General features: G+C 71.7%; 13 protein-coding genes. 8 read left to right on the forward strand and 5 right to left on the reverse strand.

Annotated elements, in window-relative coordinates; translation table 11 throughout:
- Positions 1-27: 27 nt before the first annotated feature.
- Positions 28-801, reverse strand: a complete 774-nt coding sequence (locus MDN94_RS11235; protein WP_482725679.1) for an SDR family NAD(P)-dependent oxidoreductase — start codon at positions 799-801, stop codon at positions 28-30.
- A gap of 154 nt (positions 802-955) precedes the next feature.
- Complete coding sequence (locus MDN94_RS11240) at positions 956-1,663, reverse strand: MOSC domain-containing protein (RefSeq protein ID WP_482725680.1); 708 nt, start codon at positions 1,661-1,663, stop codon at positions 956-958.
- 81 nt (positions 1,664-1,744) lie between these two features.
- On the opposite strand from MDN94_RS11240, the gene MDN94_RS11245 reads away from it, so the two are divergent.
- Positions 1,745-2,641 (forward strand): LysR family transcriptional regulator, encoded by an 897-nt coding sequence (locus tag MDN94_RS11245; RefSeq protein WP_482725681.1) that lies wholly within the window; start codon positions 1,745-1,747, stop codon positions 2,639-2,641.
- Positions 2,642-2,836: 195 nt separating this feature from the next.
- Here MDN94_RS11245 and MDN94_RS11250 read toward each other — a convergent pair whose 3' ends face one another.
- Positions 2,837-3,160: a WhiB family transcriptional regulator gene (locus tag MDN94_RS11250; RefSeq protein ID WP_189466813.1), complete on the reverse strand. Its 324-nt coding sequence runs from the start codon at positions 3,158-3,160 to the stop codon at positions 2,837-2,839.
- Between the two features lie 515 nt (positions 3,161-3,675).
- Between MDN94_RS11250 and MDN94_RS11255 the strand changes: the two genes are divergently transcribed.
- From MDN94_RS11255 to MDN94_RS11270, 4 genes are all read left to right on the forward strand, one after another.
- Complete coding sequence (locus MDN94_RS11255) at positions 3,676-4,287, forward strand: response regulator transcription factor (protein WP_003948568.1); 612 nt, start codon at positions 3,676-3,678, stop codon at positions 4,285-4,287.
- Positions 4,288-4,508: 221 nt separating this feature from the next.
- A complete protein-coding gene (locus MDN94_RS11260; RefSeq protein WP_159688461.1) occupies positions 4,509-5,096 on the forward strand; it encodes a sigma-70 family RNA polymerase sigma factor in 588 nt (195 codons plus the stop codon).
- Positions 5,097-5,279: 183 nt separating this feature from the next.
- A complete protein-coding gene (gene guaB, locus MDN94_RS11265; protein WP_441263730.1) occupies positions 5,280-6,779 on the forward strand; it encodes an IMP dehydrogenase in 1,500 nt (499 codons plus the stop codon).
- Positions 6,780-6,889: 110 nt separating this feature from the next.
- Positions 6,890-8,014 carry a GuaB3 family IMP dehydrogenase-related protein gene (locus MDN94_RS11270; protein WP_482725682.1) on the forward strand — a complete coding sequence of 375 codons (1,125 nt, stop codon included), beginning with the start codon at positions 6,890-6,892 and terminating at the stop codon, positions 8,012-8,014.
- Positions 8,015-8,083: 69 nt separating this feature from the next.
- On the opposite strand, the gene MDN94_RS11275 is transcribed toward MDN94_RS11270, so the two are convergent.
- The gene (locus tag MDN94_RS11275) at positions 8,084-8,569 is read right to left on the reverse strand and encodes a hypothetical protein (protein ID WP_482725683.1); all 486 of its coding nucleotides are present in this window, start codon (positions 8,567-8,569) and stop codon (positions 8,084-8,086) included.
- A gap of 132 nt (positions 8,570-8,701) precedes the next feature.
- Complete coding sequence (locus tag MDN94_RS11280; protein WP_482725684.1) at positions 8,702-9,925, reverse strand: nucleotide sugar dehydrogenase; 1,224 nt, start codon at positions 9,923-9,925, stop codon at positions 8,702-8,704.
- A 271-nt stretch (positions 9,926-10,196) separates the two neighbouring features.
- Between MDN94_RS11280 and MDN94_RS11285 the strand changes: the two genes are divergently transcribed.
- From MDN94_RS11285 to MDN94_RS11295, 3 genes are all read left to right on the forward strand, one after another.
- Positions 10,197-11,903 carry a glycerol-3-phosphate dehydrogenase/oxidase gene (locus tag MDN94_RS11285; protein WP_482725685.1) on the forward strand — a complete coding sequence of 569 codons (1,707 nt, stop codon included), beginning with the start codon at positions 10,197-10,199 and terminating at the stop codon, positions 11,901-11,903.
- Positions 11,904-12,292: 389 nt separating this feature from the next.
- Positions 12,293-14,848, forward strand: coding sequence for a serine/threonine-protein kinase (locus tag MDN94_RS11290; protein ID WP_482725686.1), 2,556 nt, complete (start codon positions 12,293-12,295; stop codon positions 14,846-14,848).
- Positions 14,849-14,974: 126 nt separating this feature from the next.
- Positions 14,975-18,157, forward strand: coding sequence for a protein kinase (locus MDN94_RS11295; RefSeq protein ID WP_482725687.1), 3,183 nt, complete (start codon positions 14,975-14,977; stop codon positions 18,155-18,157).
- Positions 18,158-18,232: the final 75 nt, after the last annotated feature.

The raw sequence follows: 18,232 nt of genomic DNA on the forward strand, positions 1-18,232 counted from the left end.
GGCGGATCACAGTCGTGCCGTGAGCGGCTACTGCGGCCCGTACTTACGGCCCGTCTTCGACGTGAGCCCGCCCAGCAGGCCGCGCGGCGTCAGCTTCACCACGCCCATCAGCGCCTTGTAGCGGGGATCGGGGATGGAGAGGGACTTCCCCTTGGCCAGGTCCGAGAGCGCCGACGCCACCAGCTTGTCGGCGTCCAGCCACATCCAGCCGGGGATGTTGTCCGTGCCCATGCCGGCCCGCTGGTGGAACTCGGTCCGTACGAATCCCGGACACAGCGCCATCAGCCGTACCCCCGATCCGGCGAGGTCCCTGGCGGCGCCCTGTGTGAACTGCACGACCCATGCCTTGGACGCGCCGTACGTGCCACGGGGCACGAAGGCGGCGACCGACGCCACGTTCACCACGCCGCCCCGGCCGCGTTCGCGCATCGGTCCCGCCGCGGCCGCGGTCAGCCGCAGTACGGCCTCGCAGTGCACCTTCAGCATGGTCAGCTCGTCGGCCATGGAGACTTCGAGGAACCGGCCCTTGTTCCCGAAGCCCGCGTTGTTGACCAGCAGATCGACGGGCTGCTTGTGGTCCGCCAGGCGCTCCTCGACCGCGCAGATCCCGTCTTCCCGCGACAGGTCGGCGGTCAGTACCTCCGCCTCGATGCCGTGCCGGTCGTGCAGTTCTGTGGCCTGTTCCTGCAGCCGTTCGGTGTCCCTGGCCACGAGCACCAGGTTGTGGCCATCGGCCGCGAGCCGCCGCGCGAAGGCGGCGCCGATGCCCGCGGTCGCTCCCGTGATCAGTGCAGTCGTCATAGGCGGCACGTTAATGCCCGACGTGGTGGTGCGGCGCGGGCGCCTTCCCCGACCGGTGCCCGTCCACGGCCCGCCCGGGGACGCGAACTGACCCGATGTGCCGGGACCGTTCCGCCTTCCGGCGCCCGCCCCGCGAGGCCTGCCGGCGCCTCGCCTATGCGGCGCCGGGGCCGGGGACGAGTCCGGGACCGGCCGCCGTGCCGTATTTCGCGACGTACGCGCGGGCGGTCCTCAGCAGCTCACTGTGCAGGGCGTCGCCTGCCTCGAGCACCAGGGGAAGCAGATGGCGCTCGGTGGTCTCCGCCCGGAACGCCATCTCCACGGTCACCTGGTGCTCCGGCCGGTGCACCACCTCCACCGGGTCGCCGGCGCGGATCTCGCCAGGCTCGATGACCCGCAGGTACGCGCCGGACACGCCGCTCTGTGTGAAACGCCTGACCCAGCCCTTCTCGCCGAGCCGGCCGGCGAAGGTGCGGCACGGGACACGGCCCGAGGTGACCTCGAGCACCACCGCACCGCCGATGCGCCACCGCTCACCGATCCTGGCCCCGGTGACATCGACGCCGATGGTGGTGAGGTTCTCGCCGAACGTGCCGTTGGAAAGCGGACGCCCCAACTCGCCTTCCCAGGCGTCGAGATCCTCACGGGCGAAGGCGTACACGGCCTGGTCGCTCCCGCCGTGGTGGCGCAGGTCGCAGACCGCGTCCCCCGAGAGACCGCTGCCGCCCTGCCCCTTGGGGCCCGGATCCGTCACCCGGACGGGCCCCTCCACCGGGCGCTTGTCGATTCCGGTCATGCCGCCGGGTGCATCGGTGCAGTCGGTCGTCCTGGCGCGGCCCACGTTCACGGTCAGAAGCTTCATGTCCCGCACGCTAACCGACTCCTCCTCAAAGTGACCAGCGGTTAATCGCCCGTTGCTCCAAGTATCGCTTATGCTTGAAGGGTGATCGAAGCCCGCCACCTCCGTGTCCTGCGTGCCGTCGCCACCACCGGCTCGTTCTCCGCGGCCGCCCGCGAACTGGGGTGCACCCAGCCCGCGGTCAGCCAGCAGATGAAGGCGCTCGAAACCTCGGCCGGGACGCCGCTGCTGATCCGTACCGGCCGCGAGATGCGCCTGACCCAGGCCGGAGAGGCGCTCGTACGCCATGCTTCCGGCATTCTCGCCGGGCTCACCGCGGCGGAGGAGGAAGTGGCGGCGATCGCCGGGCTCCGGGCCGGCCGGGTACGTCTCGTCTCGTTCCCGAGCGGTAGTTCCACGCTCGTGCCCACGGCCCTCGCCGCCCTGCGCGCGGCGCACCCCGGCACCCGGGTCTCGCTCGTCGACGCCGAGCCGCCGCGCTCGGTGGAGATGCTCCGCGAGGGTGACTGCGACGTGGCGCTCGCCTTCCGCTACGACACGGCGGGGGCGGAATCGGAGTGGGCCGACCTCGTCGTCCGGCCGCTGCTCGTCGACCGGCTCGTGGGTCTGGTGCCCGACGGTCACCGCCTCGCGGAAGCGGGCAAGGTGGCCATCGGCGACCTCGCGGAGGAGTCGTGGATCGCGGGCTGCCCGCGCTGCCGGCGGCAACTGGTGGAGGTCTGCGAGAGTGCCGGCTTCACGCCGCGCATCGACTTCGCCACCGACGACTACCCGGCGGTGATCGGGCTGGTGGGTGCGGGGCTCGGCGTGGCTGTGCTGCCTGAACTGGCGCTGGAGTCGGTGCGGGCCAAGGGGGCCCGGCTGGTGACCGTCGAACCGTCCGTCCACCGCGAGATCGTCGCCCTGACGCTGCCCGACCTGGCCCATGTCCCGGCCGTCTCGGCGACGTTGTCCCAGCTCGCCCTCGCGGCATCCCGCTGAGGCGTCAGCGGCTCCACGGCCTCGGCGGCAATCGTCGGATTCACGGTGTGCGTCCTGCGGGGCGGCCGTCGGCCCCCGCTCGGGAGATCGGGGGCCGGGACGCCGGAACAACTGCCTGTGCACGGGGCCGGATTGCCGGCAGGGGGCAGGCAGCGTGCAGAAACGTTTCTTCGGTTCGTGTGCGTGGTGCTCTCGTCAGCCGTGCACCGCACCTCCCGCGCTCGTGGCGGGGATCAGCCGGTGGCGTGCCCGTCCCATGAGCTCCTCGCGCTCGTCCTCGGTCAGCCCGCCCCAGACGCCGTAGGGCTCGCGCACGGCCAGTGCGTGCGCCGCGCACTCGGCGCGTACAGGGCACCGCATGCAGACCTCCTTCGCCGAGTTCTCGCGCGCGCTTCGCGCCGCGCCGCGCTCACCTTCCGGATGGAAGAAGAGCGAGCTGTCGACCCCACGGCATGCCGCGAGGAGCTGCCAGTCCCACAGATCGGCGTTGGGTCCGGGAAGGCGAGAGAAATCTGCCATGGCGCATGTCCCCTTGAAACCGTGCTGGGTGGATACAGGACCAGGTCGGAAACGGGCGGGGCGCCGACCGGACGTGCGCCGGATCCGGCACCAGCACCGTGCCAACGACCGTACATCTGCTGTGTAAGTAGATGTAAATATGACTCATTGCGAATCTAGCCATAGACACCGGAAAAAGGGAAGAAAAGCCGCTGAATGGGGCAGGGTCCGCCTCCGGTGAGGACGAGTGCTCCACCCGCAATCCGTGAAACCTCCGCGTGGCCCTGCGCCGGGCCGCCGACCCCGCCGTCCGCCCGGAGAACCGGTGCTCACGCCCGCCGGATCACCCGCTCACGGAGCGTGCCGAAGTGCTGCGCACGACCCGTAACTCTTTCGAGTGACCGTCGTTGAGAGGGCTGAGGCGGTTGAAAGAACAAGCTCTCGGGCGCATGTCCGAGCGCGTTCAACCGCACAGGTGAAGAAACGTATCCAGCCTGGAGGCTCAAGGTGACGCGCATCAGCTGCGGAGGGCGGCCATGACATCCGTCCTCGTCTGCGACGACTCCCCGCTTGCCCGAGAGGCGCTTCGCCGCGCGGTCGCGACCGTGCCCGGCGTCGAGCGCGTGACGACCGCGGCCAACGGCGAGGAAGTCCTCCGCCGCTGGGGTGCCGATCGTTCGGACTTGATTCTTATGGACGTACGCATGCCCGGTCTGGGCGGCGTGGAGACCGTGCGCCGGCTGCTCTCGGCAGACCCCGGCGCCCGGATCATCATGCTGACCGTGGCCGAGGACCTCGACGGCGTCGCGCTCGCGGTCGCTGCCGGCGCCCGCGGCTATCTCCACAAGGACGCCTCGCGTGCCGAACTGCGAGCGACCGTCACCCAGGCGCTCGCCGACCCGACGTGGCGGCTCGCCCCGCGCCGGCTCCGTTCTGCCGAGATGGGGGCCGCTCCCACGCTCACGGCGCGTGAGATCCAGGTCCTCGAAGGAATGAGCCACGGCCGGTCCAACGCGGAGATCGGGCGTGAGCTCTTCCTCTCGGAGGACACGGTGAAGACGCACGCCAGGCGGCTGTTCAAGAAGCTCGGCGCCTCCGACCGGGCACATGCGGTCGCCCTCGGATTCCGCTGGGGCCTGGTCCGCTGAGGACCGTACGAATGGGACGGTGCGGGGGTTACGGATGCCGGAGGGCATCCGTTTCCCGCGCGATGCCGCATCCTTGAGGTGTGGAGTTCCTCGGGGACGAGTCGGTCGAGCGGGAGGGGAGGGTGCGAGGGATGAGTTCCGGCGCACCTGCTCATAACGCTTCGGTGCACAACACAGGACGCAGTGCCACGGACGGCCGCGGGCCAGGGCACCATGGACCGATGCGTGACGACGAGGCGGCGACCGGCCAAGGAGCCATCGGTGCGCTCGTGCACCGTGCCGTCGACGGCGACGAGCAGGCGACGCACGACCTGCTGGCGCACGTCCACCCCCTCGCGCTGCGTTTCTGCCGCTCGCGCCTCAGCAGGCTGCCCGGTGACGCTCGTCACTTCGTGGAGGACCTGGCGCAGGAAGTGTGCGTCGCGGTGCTGATGGCGCTGCCGCGCTACAAGGACACCGGACGGCCCTTCGAAGCCTTCGTCTTCGCCATCGCCTCCCACAAGGTCGCCGATCTTCAGCGGGCCGCGATGCGCCACCCGGGCTCGACGGCCGTGCCGTCCGACGAGATGCCGGAGCGGCCCGACGACTCGCTCGGCCCCGAGGAGCGGGCGCTGCTCAGCGACGACGCCGAGTGGGCCAAGAGGTTGCTCGCCAATCTTCCGGAGAACCAGCGGGAGCTGCTGGTGCTGCGGGTCGCCGTCGGGCTGACCGCGGAGGAGACCGGGCAGATGCTGGGGATGTCCCCGGGCGCGGTCCGGGTCGCCCAGCACCGCGCGCTCAGTAGGCTGCGCGCCTTGGCGGAGCAGTGAGGCGTCCGTCGGAGATCGCGTGCGGCCGAGCGTGAACCGTCCGCCTGTCGTCTGCGTATGTGTGCGTATGACTGTGGTGTGAACATACAAAGCTGCTGGACGATCTTGATCGTGGAATGAGACTGCTGCTCGGGCCGTTAGCATGGACATCCGCACCGATCAAGGCCATTTGGGGAAGGTGTCATGACCAACGTCGACGGAGTGCCCGAGAAATTCGCGACACTCGGGCTGACCTACGACGATGTGCTTCTGCTGCCTGGTGCGTCGGAAGTGCTTCCTAACGCAGTCGACACCTCGTCCCGTGTCTCCAGGAACGTCCGGGTGAACATCCCGCTGCTCTCGGCGGCGATGGACAAGGTCACCGAGTCCCGCATGGCGATCGCGATGGCGCGCCAGGGCGGTGTGGGCGTGCTGCACCGCAATCTGTCCATCGAGGACCAGGTGAACCAGGTCGACCTGGTGAAGCGTTCCGAGTCCGGCATGGTGACCGACCCGATCACGGTGCACCCGGACGCCACGCTCGCCGAGGCCGACGCCCTGTGCGCCAAGTTCCGGATCAGCGGTGTTCCGGTGACCGACGCCGCGGGCAAGCTGCTCGGCATCGTCACCAACCGTGACATGGCCTTCGAGACGGTCCGCACGCGCCAGGTGCGCGAGGTCATGACCCCGATGCCGCTGGTCACGGGCAAGGTGGGCATCTCGGGCGTCGACGCCATGGAGCTGCTGCGCCGCCACAAGATCGAGAAGCTTCCGCTGGTCGACGACGCCGGCATCCTCAAGGGCCTCATCACGGTCAAGGACTTCGTCAAGGCCGAGCAGTACCCGAACGCCGCAAAGGACGCCGAGGGCCGTCTGCTCGTCGGCGCGGCCGTCGGCGCGAGCCCGGAGGCGCTGGAGCGGGCGCAGGCGCTGGCCGGCGCGGGCGTCGACTTCCTGATCGTCGACACCTCGCACGGACACAACAGCAACGCCCTCAACTGGATGGCGAAGATCAAGTCGAGCGTCGGCGTCGACGTCATCGGCGGCAACGTGGCGACGCGCGACGGCGCCCAGGCCCTGATCGACGCGGGAGTGGACGGCGTCAAGGTCGGCGTCGGACCCGGTTCCATCTGCACCACCCGCGTGGTCGCCGGCATCGGCGTCCCGCAGGTCACCGCGATCTACGAGGCGGCGCTGGCCTGCCGCGCCGCGGGCGTCCCGGTGATCGGCGACGGCGGCCTGCAGTACTCGGGAGACATCGGCAAGGCGCTCGCCGCGGGTGCCGACACGGTGATGCTGGGCAGCCTTCTCGCTGGCTGCGAGGAGTCTCCGGGTGAGCTGCTCTTCATCAACGGCAAGCAGTTCAAGTCGTACCGGGGCATGGGCTCGCTCGGGGCGATGCAGTCCCGCGGCCAGGGCCGGTCTTACTCCAAGGACCGCTACTTCCAGGCAGAGGTGGCGTCCGACGACAAGCTCGTCCCCGAGGGCATCGAGGGCCAGGTGCCCTACCGCGGTCCGCTCGCGGCCGTGCTGCACCAGCTGGTCGGTGGTCTGCGTCAGACCATGGGCTACGTCGGAGCGGCCTCCGTCGACGAGATGGAGACCAAGGGCCGGTTCGTGCGGATCACCTCGGCGGGGCTCAAGGAGAGCCACCCGCACGACATCCAGATGACGGTCGAGGCGCCGAACTACAGCAGGAAGTAGTCCCGCACATGACAGAGGGCGGTCCCGGGGGTTGCCGGGGCCGCCCTTCATGTGTGCGTCGGGGATACTGGTAGGGCCCAGGCGCAGATGCAGAAGGAAAGGCCACACACGTGACTGAGATCGAGATCGGGCGCGGCAAGCGCGGCCGCCGGGCGTACGCGTTCGATGACATCGCCGTCGTTCCGAGCCGGCGCACGCGGGACCCGAAGGAGGTCTCGATCGCCTGGCAGATCGACGCCTACCGCTTCGACCTGCCCTTCCTGGCCGCTCCGATGGACTCCGTGGTCTCCCCGCAGACCGCCATCCGCATCGGCGAGATGGGCGGCCTGGGCGTCCTGAACCTCGAGGGCCTGTGGACCCGCTACGACGACCCGCAGCCGCTGCTCGACGAGATCGCCGAGATGGACGAGGCCAGCGCCACCCGCCGGCTCCAGGAGATCTACTCCGCCCCCATCAGGGAGGAGCTGATCGGCCAGCGCATCAAGGAGGTGCGCGACTCCGGGGTCGTGACCGCCGCCGCGCTCTCCCCCCAGCGGACCGCGCAGTTCTCGAAGGCCGTGGTGGACGCGGGCGTCGACATCTTCGTCATCCGCGGTACGACGGTCTCCGCCGAGCACGTCTCCGGCGCCGCTGAGCCGCTGAACCTCAAGCAGTTCATCTACGAGCTCGACGTGCCGGTCATCGTCGGCGGCTGCGCCACGTACACGGCCGCGCTGCACCTCATGCGCACCGGTGCTGCGGGCGTCCTCGTCGGCTTCGGCGGCGGCGCGGCGCACACCACCCGCAATGTGCTGGGCATCCAGGTGCCGATGGCGACCGCCGTCGCGGACGTCGCCGCGGCCCGCCGGGACTACATGGACGAGTCGGGCGGCCGGTACGTCCACGTCATCGCGGACGGCGGCGTCGGCTGGTCCGGCGACCTGCCGAAGGCGATTGCCTGCGGTGCCGACGCCGTGATGATCGGCTCCCCGCTGGCCCGCGCGACCGACGCGCCGGGCAAGGGCCGTCACTGGGGCATGGAGGCCGTCCACGAGGACGTGCCGCGCGGCAAGCTGGTGGACCTCGGCATCGTGGGCACCACCGAGGAGGTCCTCACCGGTCCCTCGCACACCCCCGACGGTTCGATGAACTTCTTCGGCGCGCTGCGCAGGGCGATGGCCACCACGGGCTACAGCGAGCTCAAGGAGTTCCAGCGTGTCGAGGTGACGGTGGCGGACTCGCAGCACCGCCGCTGACCTGCTGCTCCACGCATGGGAAGGGCCCGGCACCTCGGTGCCGGGCCCTTCCCATGTGCCGGGTGCGCGTCAGGCGTTGGCCTTCTTGGCGCCGGCGAACGCGGTGACGGCGGCGATGGCGAGGAAGACGTACGTCATGCCGTCGGCCACCTCGGTCCACGCGTCGGTCAGCAGGCTGAACTGGTCGAAGAACACTTCCGTGAAGGAGCCGTTGAGCTCTTCGGCGACGATCATCGCCATGCCGACCAGCTGGCCCAGGTACACGGCGCCGACACCGAGTACGGCGCTCACGACGGCCAGCACCGGGTTCGGGCCGCCGGCCTTGGCCGCAGCGAAGCCGATGAGGAAGCCGACGGCGACGGCCGCGTAGCCGATCTCCGCTTCGATGGCACCCGCGACGGCACCGTAGATGCCCGCGGTGACGACGGCCGTGACGACGGCGGCGACGATGCCGAGGCCGATGTTGTTGCGGACCGGGGCCGGCGGCGGCGCGGGTGCGAACTGGTCGCCACCGGCGAACGGGTTGCCGGACGGCGGCGGGACGGGCTGACTCATGGCGGACTCCCCCTGGGATCAACGGCGTTGCACGAGCGTGCGAGCGCGGTCCCGGAGACTAGCAGTCCGGTACGACGGAACGGCACTCGGTTATGGGACCGTTGCACGGCCGTGGCGAAGCCTGAGAAGGCGTCAGAGCCGGTGTGCCGCCCCTGCCGGAGTCGCCCCCCTTGTGTCGAGCAGGAGTTGGGCCTTGACCGCCAGGCCCTGGAGGTCGTACGTGCGGTGGTGCTGGACCAGGACCGTCAGGTCCGCCGCGGCGGCCGCCTCGTAGAGGGAGTCGGCGCGGGGGACGGGGACCTGGTCCATGCGCCAGTCGGGGACGTAGGGGTCGTGGTAGCTCACGGACGCGCCCAGGTCCTTCAGCCGGCGGGCGATCTCGGTGGCCGGCGAGCCCTGCAGGTCGGCGAGGTCCGGCTTGTAGGTGACGCCGAGGAGCAGGACGCGGGCCCCACGGGCGGACTTGCCGTGTTCGTTGAGGAGGGTGGCGCAGCGGCGGACCACGTACTGCGGCATCCGAGAGTTGATCTCCTGCGCGAGGCCCACCATGCGCAGCGGGCGGCACGGGGTGGGGCCGGGGTCGAGGGGGACGCCGTGGCCGCCGACGCCGGGGCCCGGGCGGAAGGACTGGAAACCGAAGGGCTTGGTCTCCGCGCAGCGGATGACGTCCCAGAGGTCGATGCCGAGGTCGTGGCAGAGCACGGCCATCTCGTTGACGAGGGCGATGTTGACGTGCCGGAAGTTCGTCTCGAGGACCTTGACGGTCTCGGCCTCGCGCAGACCGCGGGCGCGGACCACCTTGTCGGTCAGCCGGGCGTAGAAGGCGGCCGCGGACTCCGTGCAGGCGGGGGTGAGACCGCCGATGACCTTCGGTGTGTTGGCGTAGCCGTGCGTGCGGCGGCCGGGGTCGGTGCGGCTGGGGGAGTAGGCCAGGTGGAAGTCCCGGCCGGCCCGCAGGCCGGAGCCCTCTTCGAGGAGCGGACGGAGGAAGTCCTCCGTGGTGCCGGGCTCGACCGCCGATTCCAGCAGGACGGTGGTGTGCGGCCGTAGCCGGGACGCGAGCGCCCGGGCGGCGTCGGCGAGCGGGGTCAGGTCCAGTGTGCCGTCGGCGCCCATGGGTGTGGGCGCACAGATGACGGCGGTGCGCACACGGCCGAGCTCGGCCGCGTCCGTGACGGTGCGAAAGCCGCCGGAGAGCATGCGCCGGATGTCGGCGGGCGTCACTCCGGCGGCGGGTTCCGCGTGCTGGCGGGGGTCGGGGTCGTAGCCGATGGTTTCGATGCCTGACGCCACGGCGGCCTGGGCAAGCGGCAGACCGAGGTGTCCGAGTCCGATGACGGCGAGATCTGCGGGCATGGCTGTGGCCGTCCTTCCCGTAGCCGAAGGGGACAGTGAGCGCAAGCCCTGTGGGCAGAACGGGCAGGCGCAATGTCAGACTAGGCGTAAATATGACCGTTCTGCCGGATTGCGGGCTCCTGGTCGAGCGAGTGTTATCCACAGGCGGTGGCTGAAGTCGGCAAGTACGGACAGAATCGACGGTGTGAGTCCGACTTTGTGAGTCCGGCATGGCGGGTTCGACGTTGTGAGACCGACCGCAGGAATTACACGGGGGCGACGGGAGGCAACAGTGAGGACAGCGACACTGGGACCCGCGGAGCGCGCCGAAGCGCTCGCCGGGATGGCCGAGCGGGAACTGGACGTGCTGGTGGTGGGCGCCGGCGTGGTCGGAGCGGGCACCGCGCTCGACGCCGCGACACGAGGACTGACGACCGGGCTGGTGGAGGCGCGCGACTGGGCTTCCGGCACCTCGAGCAGGTCGAGCAAGCTGATCCACGGCGGACTGCGCTATCTGGAAATGCTCGACTTCGCCCTGGTGAGGGAGGCACTCAAGGAGCGCGGGCTGCTGCTCGAGCGGCTCGCCCCGCATCTGGTCAAGCCGGTGCCGTTCCTCTATCCGCTCCAGCACAAGGGATGGGAGCGGTTGTACGCCGGCTCCGGTGTCGCGTTGTACGACGCGATGTCGGTGTCCTCGGGACACGGGCGGGGGCTCCCCGTTCACCGGCACCTCTCCCGCCGGCGCGCCCTGCGGGTCGCCCCCGCGCTGAAGAAGGACGCCCTCGTCGGGGCCCTTCAGTACTACGACGCCCAGATGGACGACGCCCGCTTCGTGACGACCCTGGTGCGCACCGCCGCCGGCTACGGCGCCCAAGTCGCCAGCCGCGCCCGGGTGGTCGGCTTCCTGCGGGAGGGCGAGCGGGTCGTCGGAGCCCGGGTGCTCGACGTGGAGGCGGGCGGTGAGTACGAGGTCCGGGCCCGGCAGGTCGTCAACGCCACCGGGGTGTGGACGGACGACACACAGGCGCTGATCGGGGAGCGCGGACAGTTCCATGTGCGCGCCTCCAAGGGCATCCACCTCGTGGTGCCGAAGGACCGCATCCACTCCACGACCGGGCTGATCCTGCGCACGGAGAAGTCCGTGCTGTTCGTCATCCCCTGGGGACGGCACTGGATCGTAGGCACCACCGACACCGGCTGGGACCTCGACAAGGCGCACCCCGCCGCCTCCAGCGCCGACATCGACTACCTGTTGGAGCACGTCAATTCGGTGCTCGCGGTGCCGCTCACCCGGGACGACGTGGAGGGGGTCTACGCCGGGCTGCGGCCCCTGCTCGCCGGCGAGTCGGACGCCACCAGCAAGCTGTCGCGCGAGCACACGGTGGCGCACCCCGTGCCGGGGCTCGTCGTCGTCGCCGGCGGCAAGTACACGACGTATCGGGTGATGGCCAAGGACGCCGTTGACGCGGCGGTGCACGGCCTCGACCAGCGGGTGGCGGCCTGTGTCACGGAGGACACGCCGCTGCTCGGCGCCGAGGGGTACCGCGCTCTGTGGAACGCCCGGGCGAGGATCGCCGAGCGGACGGGTCTTCATGTTGTGCGCATCGAGCACCTGTTGAACCGCTACGGCGCCATGGCGGAGGAACTGCTCGCCCTCATCGCGGAGGACCATACGCTCGGTGATCCCCTGAGCGGCGCGGACGATTACCTGCGGGCCGAGATCGTCTATGCCGCGTCGCACGAGGGCGCCCGCCATCTCGACGACGTGCTGACCCGGCGTACCCGAATCTCGATCGAGACCTTCGACCGGGGGACGCGCAGCGCACGCGAGTGCGCCGAGCTGATGGCCCCGGTGCTGGGCTGGGAGAAGGCGCAGATCGAGAAGGAGGTCGAGCACTACGAGAAGAGGGTGGAAGCGGAACGGGAGTCGCAGCGGCAGCCGGACGACCAGACGGCGGACGCGGCGCGGCTGGGGGCGCCGGACATCGTGCCGCTCTGATCCTGCCTACCTGGTCCGGCTTCCGTGGTCCGGCCTGCCCCGGTCCGGCCTGCCCCGGTCCGGCCTGCCCCGGCCTGGACTGCCTCGATTCGGACTGCCTTGATCCGGTCAGGTCGGTCTCTGATGGCCCGTCGGCCCCGGGGATACCGGCCCGCCGCGAGGGCGGTTGTGGAGTCCGGGCACGCCTCCGACCAGTGCGGGGGTGGGCTTCACACCGTGTGATGGCATGGTGGGTGGCGTATTCGGGGGCGCCCGGCACGCCGCTGGGTGGACCCGGACGACGTACCGGTCCCGGGGTGAGGGACAATGGGCGCTCTGCCAGGGCGGGTTACCGCATCGCGCGGAAAGCGGCAGGCGCGGGCGAAGATCAGGGATCGCAGAGGGGACGCATGTCGGAGGCTGAGCAGTCGCGGAAGCCCCAGCGGGGGGCCGGCTTCGCCGGCGAGGATGCGGACTCTGCCGCGGGCGCGGGGGCCGGTTCCGCCGGCGGGGGCGAAGGTTCCGCCGCCGGCGCGGCGGACCCGAAGGCGGCCGAAGCGGACGCGTCCCCCGAAGTGAAGGACGCCGCTCCGGAGGTCAAGGACGCGGTCCCCGAGGACAAGAGCGAGGACGGCGACGTCACAGCGGGCGCCGCGGGCCCGGACGCCTCCGGCGCGGTCGGGGCCGATGACGAGGACGTGGCCGCGGGCGGTGCCCCTGCGGAGACGGAGGACGCCCAGAAGCCCGGTCTCGACTCCCGCAGCGCGGGCGTGACGACTGCTCAGGGCGACCCGCGGAAGGATGCGCAGGGCGATGCCCGCGGCGCTGCCTTGACGGACACGAAGCCTGCCGCCACGGACACGAAGCCTGCCGCCGCGGACGCGAAGTCTGTAGCCGCGGACGCGAAGCCGCTGTCCGTCACGAAGGCCGGTAGGCACCCGGCGGAGCCCGCGGACGCGCCGGCCGCGCAGCAGGCGGCCACCGGTGCGAGCTCCGGGTCGCCCGCCGACGGCGGCCGTGGCGCGGGCTCGCAGGCCGCCGCGGCGAAGTCCGCCCCCGCGGACCGGACCGGCCGTGCCGGGGGCGCGGGTGCGCCGCTCTCCAAGGGACGCGGCGCCACCGGTTCCGAGGGCCGCCTGCTGGCCGGGCGTTACCGTCTCGGCGGCGTCCTCGGGCGCGGCGGCATGGGCACGGTGTGGCGCGCCGTCGACGAGACCCTCGGCCGTACCGTCGCCGTCAAGGAACTGCGCTTCCCCAACAGCATCGACGACGACGAGAAGCGCCGGCTCATCACGCGCACCCTGCGCGAGGCCAAGGCCATCGCCCGCATCCGCAACAACAGCGCTGTGACCGTCTACGACGTCGTCGACGAGGACGACCGCCCGTGGATCGTCATGGAGCTCGTCGAGGGCAAGTCCCTGGCCGAGGTCGTACGGGAGGACGGCGTCCTCACGCCCCGCCGGGCGGCCGAGGTGGGTCTGGCGATCCTCGACGTGCTGCGCTCCGCGCACCGCGAGGGCATCCTGCACCGTGACGTGAAGCCGTCCAACGTGCTGATCGGCCGTGACGGCCGCGTCGTGCTCACCGACTTCGGTATCGCGCAGGTGGAGGGCGACCCGTCGATCACATCCACCGGCATGCTCGTCGGTGCCCCGTCGTACATCTCGCCCGAGCGAGCCCGCGGCCACAAGCCGGGACCGGCGGCCGACCTCTGGTCGCTCGGCGGCCTGCTCTACGCGAGCGTCGAGGGCTGCCCGCCGTACGACAAGGGCTCGGCGATCGCGACGCTGACCGCCGTGATGACCGAGCCGCTCGACCCGCCCAAGAACGCGGGCCCGCTGGAGGAGGTCATCTACGGCCTGCTCGCCAAGGACCCCGCCCAGCGGCTGGACGACGCCGGCGCCCGCGCCCTGCTCACCCAGGTGGTGAACGCGCCGGAGGCGCCGCCGCTGCCGCCTGAGCCCGAGCCGTCGCCCGAGGCGACCCGCGCCATCAGACTGCCGTCCGTGCCCCCCGTCCCCCCGGCCGGGCCGAAGGACCCTGCCGCCGACCGGGTCCGTGGCGCGCTGCGTTCCGTACGCAACGCGGCCGCCGCCGTGAAGTCGGAGTCGAAGCCGCAGCCCGCGCCGGGCGGCTCCGCACGCCGGGCCGCGCCGGTGCGCGCACCGCTCACCGACGTGGTACCCCGCCGCACGCTGGTGATCATCGCGGCCGTCGCACTGCTCGCCGTGCTGTCCACCGTGCTGGTTTTCGTCTTCGGTGACGACGACACCGGGAACCAGGGCAAGGGCAAGGACGAGACCGCCGCTTCTGCCGGCTCCACCGCCGGTGGCGGAAAGGACAAGGCGACCGGTGGTGCGGGCAGCGACGGGAGTCCCGACAGCGGTGACGACACCGGCAAGGACGGCGGCAAGGAGGAGGACGGAGGGCAGGGCGGCAGCACCGGCAGCCCGGACGCCCCGCCCTCGGGTGACCCCAAGGGCGACGACTCGGCGGGCGGCGACACGCTGCCGGCCGGGTACGTGATGGTCTCCAACGACCGCTGGCACTTCACCATGGCCATGCCCTCGAACTTCAAGCTCACGGGTGTGGCCGGCCAGAACTCGGGCGGCAAGTTCAGCGTCGACGGTGGGGTCCCGCGTGTCCAGGTCGACTTCAACAACAGCCCCAAGGACGACGCGGCGGCCGCATGGGCCGCGGCGGTCGCCGGTGTCAGCGCCACGAGCAACGGCTACAAGCACCTGGGGATAGGGACGGTCGAGTACAACGGCTATCCGACCGTCGCGGACTGGGAGTTCGAGCGCAACGAGAACGGCCAGCGGGTACGTATCCTGAACAGGGGCTTCAAGGTCGACGCCGGGCGCGGCTACTCGATCATGGTCACCTGCAAGGCGAGCGAGTGGCGCAGCAAGGAGTGCGAGACGCTGCGCAAGACGGCGTTCGCAACGTTCAGCCCCAAGGACTGACCCAGGACACGTATCGTGAGAACCCGCGGACGGTACGCAGCGACAAGAGGCCGGTGAGCGACCGGATTTGACGGCTTATTGCGTTGTTTCTGTGCCGGCCGGGGACAGCGCGCTCGGGGAGGCGTCGTGGACGACTATGCGGGAAGGGTGCTCGCCGACCGCTACCGCCTGCCGTTGCCGCCGTCCGACGAGTACGAATTCGCGGAGACCCGCGCGTTCGACACCTACAGCGGACATGAAGTCCTGGTGCGGCAGGTGCCGTTGCCTGAGATCGTCGACGCGGAGGTGCTCGACGAGGACGGCCTCGCCGGCGCGGCGGTGCCGCGGCGGCCCCACGGCGGAAGAGGCGGCGGCACGACGCGCCGCCCCACGGACCCGGCGGTCCGGCGGGCGGTCGAGGCGGCACAGGCGGCCGCGCAGATCCCCGACCACCCGCGACTGGACCAGGTTTTCGACGTCTTCGCCGAGGACGGCTCGCTGTGGATAGTGAGCGAACGGGTCGCGGCCAGGCCCCTGGCGGCGCTGCTCGCGGAGAAGCCGCTCACCCCGTACCGGGCGGCGGAGATCGCCTCCGACGTCCTGACCGCCCTGCGCGTCCTGCACGCCCACGGCTGGACGCACCGGAACATCACGGTGCGCACGGTGCTCGTCTGCGAGGACGGACGTGTGGTCCTCACCGGTCTGGCGTCCGGCGCCGCGGAGGAGGCGCTGTGCGGCTACGCGCCGGTACCGGAGCCGGACGCGGACCCGGACACCGACGACGGGTCAGAGCGGGACCATGGGCCGGGTCCAGGGCCGGCGCCGGGGCGCGATGCCGGTGACGTGTCCGCACGCGGACACGAGGTAGAGGCAGCGTCCGCCCGTCCCGCCCTGCCCCAGCAGAGCGGCCCTTCGACCGGTGTGCCCGACGTGCGTGCCGCCCGTGCCGGGGCGATCGCGGCCTACCGCGCCGGTGCCCGTGCCGGGGCACGGACGGGCGAGAGCCGTCGCCAGGACGAGAACGCCGATGCCCGTGACCGCTTGGAGCAGGACGGTCTCGACCCCGACTGGTGGGCCCGACGGCCCGACGAGGGGCGCCGAGGTCTTCTCGGGCTCGGCGGCGTCCGGGACGAGGACGACGACGCCGACTTCGAGGACCTGGGTCTCGGCCTGCTCGGCATACCGCCCCGCGACGCGGAGGCCCACGGCCGTGAACAGCGGCACGAGGACCGTTACGACGCAGGTCGGTACGGAGACCCGTACGACGCGGACCGTCAGCAGGACCGCTACGACGCGGACCGTCATGAGGACGGCTACGACGACCGTCATGAGGACGGCTACGACACGGACCGGTACGGGAGCCCGTACGGCGCGGAAAGTGACGAGGGCCCGTACCGGGACGGCGGGGACCGGGGCCGGTTCGGCACAGGCCGGGACGTGGAGCGTCACGGCGAAGGCCCGCATGACCGGGACCGGGACGGCGAGGGGCCGTCTCAGGACGGTCCCGGTCGCGTCCGGCTGACCGGCACCTGGCACGACGCGCCGTTCGCCGGCCGGGAGGGCGCCGGTTCGCTGCCCGCCGGAGGCGGCGGCCCTCGGGGTATCGCCGGGCGCCCAGCGCTGCCGGGCGCGCGCCCGCACGACCCGTACCGCGACGACCCCTACGGCGTGCGCAGGGCCGGCGGGGAACCCCTTCGTGACGTTCGGCCCGCGCTGCCCGTCGCACGGGCGGACGGCGGCCCGGGAACCGGCGGCCGACCGGCCGGTGGACAGCGCCCCGCCCTCCCAGCGGCGCGTACGGACAGCGCGGCCGCGGGCAGTTGGCACCGCGGCGGTGACGCGTTGCGTGCCGACGCACAGCGCCGACCCGCCGCCACGGACGGCACGGCGGCCCCCGGCCGCTGGGACGAGGTCGTCACCGCCGGCGGCTCCGCCCCGTACCGCGGTCCCGCGACACCGCTGGCCGCGGAGCGGGCGCGCCAGGCGCGGATCACCGTGGTCGGTGCCGTGACGGAGCGGTGGGCGCCCGAGCAGGCGGGCCCGGTCCATGAGAACTGGCAGCTCGCCGCGCCCGTGGGCCCGGCGACCGACCTGTGGGCGCTGGGGGCGCTGCTGTACCGGGCCGTCCAGGGGCACGCCCCGTACCCGGAGGAGAGCGCCGCAGAGCTCGTCCAGCTGGTGTGCGCGGAGCCGCCCGCCTTCGCGGAGGAGTGCGGCGCGCTGCGGCCGGTCGTCGAGTCGCTGCTGCGTCAGGACCCCACGGAGCGGCCCGACTTCGAGGAGCTGCGCGGCTGGCTGCGTTCCCTCGTCCGTTCGGCGCCGGAGCCCGAGGCCGGGACGGACGTCGTTCCCCTGCCGCCCGGGGCGGTCGACGGGTCGCGGCTGCCGATCGTCCGGCGCCGGGGCGAACTCGTCCGCAGGCGCCGCGGAGGCGGTCCCGACGCGCACGGCCGCCACCGCCACAAGAAGACCAGGAGCCGGGACAGGGCAGTAGGCAGGGGCGGGGAAGGGCGCAGGGACAGGCCCGTCGCCCAGGTCCCGCCGCCGCGGCGCGCCTACGAGGAGACGTACGAGAACTCTTACGACACGTCGAACCGGCGGTCCTATGAGGCCAAGGGGCGGAAGCCGCGAGCACTCGGCCGCACGCTTGTGCTGGTGATCCTGCTCGCCCTGGTGGCCGCGATCACCTACGCCGTGCTGTTCATGCCGAAGGCGGACGACGGGCAGCGGTCGCCTCAGGGCAGGGAGGCGGGCACCGGGCCGTCGCAGCAGGATCCGAGCCCCGGCCGTACGGGCGCGGGCGCCGACCCGGAGCCGACGCCCACCGGTTCGCCCGGGTCCCAGCAGCCGCAGACCTCCGCCCCGGCCGGTGAACTTCCCGCCGGCTATGAGCTCCGGGACGACCCGGAGGGCTTCCGGATCGCCGTCGACCGGACGTGGCAGCGCCGGCCGATCAACGATGCCGGGCAAGTCCGCTACACCGGCGGCGATTTCACGCTCATCGTCGTGCCGGGCCGGGACACCGTCCAGGCGAACGGCGACGACCCGCTGGTCTATCAGCGGGACAAGGAGCCCGAACTCCAGCCCTTCCGCGACTCCTCGTGGGCGAGCGCCACCGGGCTGCGCCGCATCGACGTCGGCCGACAGGCGATGGCCGAGGGCCAGTTCACCTGGCAGGACAGCAACGGCCGTGAGGTGTACGTGCGTAACCTGGCGCTCGCCGTCGACGGCACCTATCACGTCGTCCAGGTGATCGGACCGGAAGCACAGCGTGACAAAGTGACCGAGGTCTTCGAGCAGGCCACGGCGAGTTACCGTTCCGCCCGCTGAGTGCCCGTGCGCGCACGGAACGCGCATCACAGTGCGGTCACTTGAGGCGTCCGATGTTCCGTGGCCGTACATCCG

The sequence above is a fragment of the Streptomyces sp. WAC00040 genome, from assembly GCF_056835925.1.

Excerpts from the sequence above, each read along its gene's own strand:
- MDN94_RS11235 (WP_482725679.1), bottom strand. The coding sequence starts at position 801 with ATGACGACTGCACTGATCACGGGAGCGACCGCGGGCATCGGCGCCGCC.
- MDN94_RS11240 (WP_482725680.1), bottom strand. The coding sequence starts at position 1,663 with ATGAAGCTTCTGACCGTGAACGTGGGCCGCGCCAGGACGACCGACTGC.
- MDN94_RS11250 (WP_189466813.1), bottom strand. The coding sequence starts at position 3,160 with ATGGCAGATTTCTCTCGCCTTCCCGGACCCAACGCCGATCTGTGGGAC.
- MDN94_RS11255 (WP_003948568.1), top strand. The coding sequence starts at position 3,676 with ATGACATCCGTCCTCGTCTGCGACGACTCCCCGCTTGCCCGAGAGGCG.
- MDN94_RS11260 (WP_159688461.1), top strand. The coding sequence starts at position 4,509 with ATGCGTGACGACGAGGCGGCGACCGGCCAAGGAGCCATCGGTGCGCTC.
- guaB (WP_441263730.1), top strand. The coding sequence starts at position 5,280 with ATGACCAACGTCGACGGAGTGCCCGAGAAATTCGCGACACTCGGGCTG.
- MDN94_RS11275 (WP_482725683.1), bottom strand. The coding sequence starts at position 8,569 with ATGAGTCAGCCCGTCCCGCCGCCGTCCGGCAACCCGTTCGCCGGTGGC.
- MDN94_RS11280 (WP_482725684.1), bottom strand. The coding sequence starts at position 9,925 with ATGCCCGCAGATCTCGCCGTCATCGGACTCGGACACCTCGGTCTGCCG.
- MDN94_RS11290 (WP_482725686.1), top strand. The coding sequence starts at position 12,293 with ATGTCGGAGGCTGAGCAGTCGCGGAAGCCCCAGCGGGGGGCCGGCTTC.